This window comes from Streptomyces sp. NPDC059092, assembly GCF_042756365.1.
Taxonomy (GTDB): Bacteria; Actinomycetota; Actinomycetes; order Streptomycetales; family Streptomycetaceae; genus Streptomyces.
Genome location: NZ_JBHZEJ010000136.1, coordinates 1 through 5,763, shown reverse-complemented (window position 1 = coordinate 5,763; position 5,763 = coordinate 1). Strand labels below are relative to the sequence as shown.

The window sequence follows — 5,763 nt, the reverse complement described above, 5'->3', positions numbered from 1 at the left end:
CGGCGCCCCGGTTTCGGGTACCCGGTGGTCCGGGAGGGGGCGGGCGGCCGCCCCCCGGGGGGGGGGGGGCCCCCCCTCCGGCGTTCACTGCTCTTCAGCGCCGTTCACACGGCTGCCGGGACCGCTCCGTACACGATCGCCCGGTGCGGGTCCATGAGCATCAGTACGCGCTGTTGACGTTGTCCATCGAGCCGTACTTGTCCGCGGCGTAGTTGCACGCGGCCACGATGTTCGAGACCGGGTCGTAGATGTTATTGGGCGTGCCCTTGACGTGGTACGTCTTGAAGGTCGGCGGGATCACCTGGAGCAGGCCCTTCGAGGGAATGCCGTTCTGGGCGTTGATGTCCCAGTTGTTGATCGCGTTCGGGTTACCGCTCGACTCACGGACGACGTTGCGGTGGATCCCGTTGTAGCTGCCCGGGATGCCGTGCTTCTTCATGATGGCCAGCGACTCGCGGATCCAGCCGTCCAGGTTGTTCGCGTAGACCGGCTTGCGCACGGTCGAGCGGCTGGCGGACGTGGTCTTGCCGCGCTCCTTCGCCTCGGCCTTGGCCTTGGCGGCGGCCTTGGCCTTGGACTCGGAGTCGGCCTTCGAGATGCTGGTGCCGTGGACCTTGGCCGCGCCGTCGAGGGCGTTGGTGTGCTGCTTGGCGACGATCGAGTGCACGGTCGATGCCTGGGTGCTGTCCGTCGCCGACTTCCACGCCACCTGGGTGGCGGCGGAGGGCTTGGCCTCGGGCTTGGCCTCGGCGGAGCCGTGGCCCCCGGGGACGAGGGTGAACGTCAGAGCCGCGGCTCCGGCGGCTGCGACGCCGGCGATCGATGCCCTGTGGGTCTTGTTCAGACGGCTGAGGCCAGGGGTGCGTGACGAGAACATAGAGACGTACCTCTTCGAATAGCGGGAGTCGCGGAGGCCGGACGGCCAGCCATCTCGGCGGCGACGTCGGCAATTGTTAGCGGCCGCAAAATGCCCTGGCAAAGGTGTGACGTACGACCCCGGATAGTGCGAAGGGGCGCCGGGAAGGCGCCCCAATGTCCGGTTATGCCGTGCTCACGCACCCTTTATCCGTCGACTAACCCCGCTCGTAAGTGACGTGGGTCCTATGCCGGGGCTCACATCGGGGCCCCCGCGACATGACCACGTGTTGCTCCAGCAACCCAGAGCGTGAGCGATTTCAGGGCAGGAGGAGATGGACGTCCCCGAACTCGTGCCAGAGATAGCGGCGGCGCAGCGCCGCCGCGTATCCCCTGGTCAGAGCCGCCTGCCCGGCGATCGCCGCCAGCATCAGCAGATGCGAGGCCTCGGGCTCGTGCAGCCCGGTCAGCAGCCCGTCCACCACCCGCACCCCGCGCCGGGGCGTCACCACCAGGTCCGTCCAGCCCGAGGACGCCCGCACGACCCCGTCGGGGCCCGCCGCCGACTCCAGGGCCCGCACCGCCGTCGTACCGACCGCGACGACCGCCCCGCCCGCCGCCACCGCGGCGTTCACCAGCCGCGCCGTCGGCTCCGGCACCGCGAAGCGCTCCGGGTACGGCGGCTCATGGGCCTCCGCCGACGCCACCCCCGTATGCAGGACCAGCGGCGCGAACTGCACGCCCCGGCTCACCAGCTCCGTGACCAGCCCCGCGGTGAAGGGCCGCCCCGCGCTCGGCATCTCCGCCGAGCCCAGGCCGTCGGGCGAGGGGAGCGCGAAAACCGTCTGGTACGCGGCGAGCGGCTGGTCCCGCTCCGTGTACCCGTAGCGGATCGGCCGGCCCCGGCGGCCCAGCAGCCCCGGCACATCGGTGCCCGGGGTCCGCGCCCACCACAGCCTGGCCCCCGCCGCGTCCAGCGGCTCCTCCAGGGCGAGCCGGCCCCCGCCCGGCAGCCGTACGACCGTGCCCGCCGGGCCGCCGGGCCGGGGCCGCGTCGTCCCCGCCCCGACCTCAGCCCCGGCCGGTGAGCGCGGGGCCCGCAGTTCGACCGCCCACCTGCCGTCGTCACCCCGCGTCGAGAAGTGCACGACGACCCGTTCGCCGCCCGGATCGGGGCCTATCCGCCCGTCGACCGCCGCGGGCAGCGTCGCCGACGTGTTGACCACCAGGACGTCCCCGGCCCGCAGCAGCTCCGGCAGCTCACGGAAGGCGTGGTGGCTCACCCGCGTCCCCCGGGACACCAGCAGCCGTACGTCGTCCCGGCCCGCCCCGCGCTGCTCCGCGGGCACCCGTGCCGACAGTTCCGCGGGCACGTCGGGCACGTCCGGCATCCTCATGCCGTCGCCTCCAGCAGCGCGGGCGCCGCGTACCGGCCGCTCGCCGGCCGCCGCTCCAGCAACCGCAGGAAGCCGGGCACCACCGTCTCGGGCGCCGGACGCGGGTCCGTGTCGTCCGGCACGGCCGCCGCGTACAGATCCGTCCCCATGTCCCCCGGATCGACCGCCCACACCCGCAGCCCCGGCTCCTCGACCGCCAGTACGGCCGCGAGGTGGTCCAGCGCCGCCTTGGAGGCCCCGTACCCGCCCCAGGTCTCGTACGCCTCCGCCGCCGCGTCCGAGCTCACCGCGATCACCGCGCCCGCCGCGCTCTCCCGCAGCAGCGGCAGCGCCTCCTGCACCAGCCCGAGCGCCGCCACCACATTGGTCTCCAGCGCCGCCCGCAGCCCGGCCAGGGGCAGCGCGTCCAGCCGTACCAGCGGCTCCGCGCCCAGCGCGCTGGCATTGCTCACCACCAGGTCCAGCGAGCCGAGCCGCGCCGCCGCGGCCACCAGCTCCGCGCGGTGCGCGGCGTCCGTCACGTCCCCGGCGAGCGCCACCACCCGCGTCCCGTGCGCCCCGGCCGCCCGGGCCGTCCCCTCCAGTACACGCGCGGTCCTGGCGTCCAGCACCAGATCCCAGCCGCGCCGCGCCAGCGCCTCGGCCAGCGCGCGCCCCAGCCCCTTCGATGCCCCCGTGATGACCGCTACCGGCATGACGTCCGCTCCTCCGCGTCGACGTTCCCGGCCCACCGGCCGCCGGTCCCCTGCCGTCCGTGCCCCGGCGATCCGGCGGACCCGGCGACCCAGCACCCCTGTGGCCCTGTGACGCGTCCAACGTAGGAACGCCGGCACCCCCGCCGCCTCGTGCGCGGGCCCGGACCCACGCGGGCCCTTCGTCCTGGTCCGCGGCGCCCGGGTCCTAGGCCGAAGGGCCCCGGTCCCAGGCGGTCCCTGGTCCGATACGCCGCGTACCGGACCGCCGGTACGGTGGCCACATGAGCCACCGACCCAGCTCCGGCCTCGCGGCCGTGAGCACCGCGCTCCTCGCCATGAGCAGGCGCCTGGAGGTGCACGACGTCCTCAAGACGATCGTCGCCTCCGCCCGTGAACTGCTCGACGCCGAGTACGCGGCCCTCGGTGTGCCGGACGACCACGGCGGCTTCGCCCAGTTCGTCGTCGACGGCGTCAGCGACGAACAGTGGAAGGCCATCGGCCCGCTGCCCCGCCAGCACGGCATCCTCGCCGCGATGCTCCACGAGGAGAAGGCCGAGCGCCTCGCCGACGTACGGAAGGACCCCCGCTTCGAGGGCTGGCCCTCCGCCCACCCCGACATGTCCGACTTCCTCGGCCTGCCGGTCAGGGACGGCGACGAGACCATCGCCGCGCTCTTCCTCGCCAACAAGCGCTGCCCCAAACCGGACGGCGGCTGCGGATTCACCGAGGAGGACGAGGAACTCCTCTCGATCCTCGCCCAGCACGCCGCGATCGCCCTGACCAACGCCCGGCTGTACGAGCGCAGCCGCGAACTCACCATCGTCGAGGAACGCTCCCGCCTCGCGCACGAGCTGCACGACGCCGTCAGCCAGAAGCTCTTCTCCCTGCGGCTCACCGCCCAGGCCGCCGCCGCGCTGGTCGACCGCGACCCCGCCCGCGCCAAGGGCGAGCTCCAGCAGGTCGCCGCCCTCGCCGCGGAGGCCGCCGACGAGCTGCGCGCCGCCGTGGTCGAGCTGCGCCCCGCAGCCCTGGACGAGGACGGCCTGGTGGCCACGCTCCGTACCCAGATCCAGGTCCTCGACCGCGCCCACGGGGCCCGGGTCACCTTCGACAGCTCCGCGGTACGGGCGCTGCCCGCCGCCCAGGAGGAGGCGTTGCTGCGTGTGGCCCAGGAGGCCCTGCACAACGCGCTGCGCCACTCCGGCGGCGACCGCGTCGACGTCACGCTCGCCCGCCGCGCCCAGGGCGCGGTCCTCAGCGTCACCGACAACGGCAAGGGCTTCGAGCCCCGCCTGGTCCGCCGGGCCGGACGCCACCTCGGACTGGTCTCGATGCGGGACCGGGCGAGCGGGGTGGGCGGCAGACTCCGGGTGCGGTCGGCGCCCGGACAGGGCACCACGATCGAGATGGAGGTGCCCGGTGGCTGAAGCGGACAGGGGCGGCGCGCAGAGCTCCGAAGGACGGGCGGTGGCGGGCGACGGGCGGGCCATCCGGGTGCTGCTGGTCGACGACCACCAGGTGGTGCGGCGCGGGCTGCGCACGTTCCTGGAGATCCAGCCCGACATCGAGGTCGTGGGGGAGGCGGCGGACGGCGCCGGGGGCGTCGCCCGCGCCGAGGAGCTGCGCCCGGACGTCGTCCTGATGGACATCAAGATGCCCGGCTCCGACGGGATCGAGGCGCTGCGCAAGCTCCGTGACCTCGGCAACCCGGCCCGGGTGCTGATCGTCACCAGCTTCACCGAACAGCGCACCGTCGTCCCCGCGCTGCGTGCCGGGGCCTCCGGCTACGTCTACAAGGACATCGACCCCGAGGCGCTGGCCGGCGCCATCCGCTCCGTCCACGCCGGGCACGTACTGCTCCAGCCCGAGGTGGCGGGCGCGCTGCTGGCCCAGGACGCCCCGGCCACGGGCCAGGGGAGGGGTACGTCGCTCACGGAACGGGAGCGCGAGGTGCTCACCCTGATCGCCGACGGGCGTTCGAACCGGGAGATCGCCCGCGCGCTGGTGCTCTCCGAGAAGACGGTCAAGACGCACGTCTCGAACATCCTGATGAAGCTGGACCTCTCGGACCGTACGCAGGCGGCGCTGTGGGCCGTGCGCCACGGGGTGACCGGCTGATAGGGGCGCTGTCGACGGATCTCGGCGGGGCCTGGGCGCAATCCGGAGGGTCATCTTCCGGTCTGAGATTCATACTGTCGGGTGTATGTCACCCACACGGCGCATCCTGGGCGCCGGTCGCGCGTTCTCCATGGCGTGCCGCCGCATACCGCCGCGGCTGTTGATCACGCGATTAAGGAACACCCCATGAAGGTTGCCAAGAAGGCCGCCCTGGTCCTCGTCACCGCCGGTCTCGCCGCGGGCGCCTCCGCCGGCGCCGCGTTCGCCACCGAAGGCGGCGCCCACGCCGACGGCCTGGCCCAGCACTCCCCGGGCGTCGGCTCCGGCAACGCCGTCCAGGTCCCCGTGCACATCCCGCTCAATGTGACCGGCAACACGGTCAACGTGATCGGCCTGCTGAACCCGGCGTTCGGCAACCACGCCGCCAACTTCTAAAGGCTCGGTCCGCCTCCGGGGCGCCCTTTTTTGGGCTCGGTTCGCCTCCGGGGCGCCTCATGCCACTGCCGGCGGTCGACCGTGCTCGGTTCGTTCGTTCCTCACGAACCCGCGCGCGCTCTCCCTTTCGGCAGCGGCGCGCCCATTCCGCTCACTCGCCGGCCAGGCGCGCGGACGGGCCGAAGAATCCGGCACCGGGGAAGTCCGGCACCGGAGGCTCCCCCTGCCCTCCGCTCGGCATGCCTGCCGAGCGGAGGGCAGGG

General features: G+C 73.5%; 5 protein-coding genes and 1 pseudogene. 3 read left to right on the top strand and 3 right to left on the bottom strand.

The features are described from left to right. Positions 1–160: 160 nt before the first annotated feature. From ACFXPL_RS36840 to ACFXPL_RS36830, 3 genes and pseudogenes are all read right to left on the bottom strand, one after another. Positions 161–877, bottom strand: coding sequence for a transglycosylase SLT domain-containing protein (locus tag ACFXPL_RS36840; RefSeq protein ID WP_384927540.1), 717 nt, complete (start codon positions 875–877; stop codon positions 161–163). A 261-nt stretch (positions 878–1,138) separates the two neighbouring features. Further along, positions 1,139–2,252: pseudogene (locus ACFXPL_RS36835) on the bottom strand (S-adenosylmethionine:tRNA ribosyltransferase-isomerase); the annotation flags it as partial. Then, complete coding sequence (locus ACFXPL_RS36830) at positions 2,249–2,947, bottom strand: SDR family NAD(P)-dependent oxidoreductase (protein WP_384927539.1); 699 nt, start codon at positions 2,945–2,947, stop codon at positions 2,249–2,251. The pseudogene ACFXPL_RS36835 and the gene ACFXPL_RS36830, both read right to left, overlap by 4 nt. Positions 2,948–3,228: 281 nt before the next feature. Between ACFXPL_RS36830 and ACFXPL_RS36825 the strand changes: the two genes are divergently transcribed. From ACFXPL_RS36825 to ACFXPL_RS36815, 3 genes are all read left to right on the top strand, one after another. Next, positions 3,229–4,374, top strand: coding sequence for a GAF domain-containing sensor histidine kinase (locus ACFXPL_RS36825; RefSeq protein ID WP_384927538.1), 1,146 nt, complete (start codon positions 3,229–3,231; stop codon positions 4,372–4,374). A 40-nt stretch (positions 4,375–4,414) separates the two neighbouring features. After that, entirely contained in the window at positions 4,415–5,065 is a 651-nt protein-coding gene (locus ACFXPL_RS36820; RefSeq protein WP_384927541.1) for a response regulator, read from the top strand. A gap of 186 nt (positions 5,066–5,251) precedes the next feature. Continuing rightward, positions 5,252–5,500 (top strand): chaplin, encoded by a 249-nt coding sequence (locus ACFXPL_RS36815; protein WP_384927537.1) that lies wholly within the window; start codon positions 5,252–5,254, stop codon positions 5,498–5,500. Positions 5,501–5,763 lie beyond the last annotated feature (263 nt).

What these genes read in the sequence shown, in the direction of transcription:
- ACFXPL_RS36840 (WP_384927540.1), bottom strand. Translation starts at nt 877, where the DNA reads ATGTTCTCGTCACGCACCCCTGGCCTCAGCCGTCTGAACAAGACCCAC.
- ACFXPL_RS36830 (WP_384927539.1), bottom strand. Translation starts at nt 2,947, where the DNA reads ATGCCGGTAGCGGTCATCACGGGGGCATCGAAGGGGCTGGGGCGCGCG.
- ACFXPL_RS36825 (WP_384927538.1), top strand. Translation starts at nt 3,229, where the DNA reads ATGAGCCACCGACCCAGCTCCGGCCTCGCGGCCGTGAGCACCGCGCTC.
- ACFXPL_RS36815 (WP_384927537.1), top strand. Translation starts at nt 5,252, where the DNA reads ATGAAGGTTGCCAAGAAGGCCGCCCTGGTCCTCGTCACCGCCGGTCTC.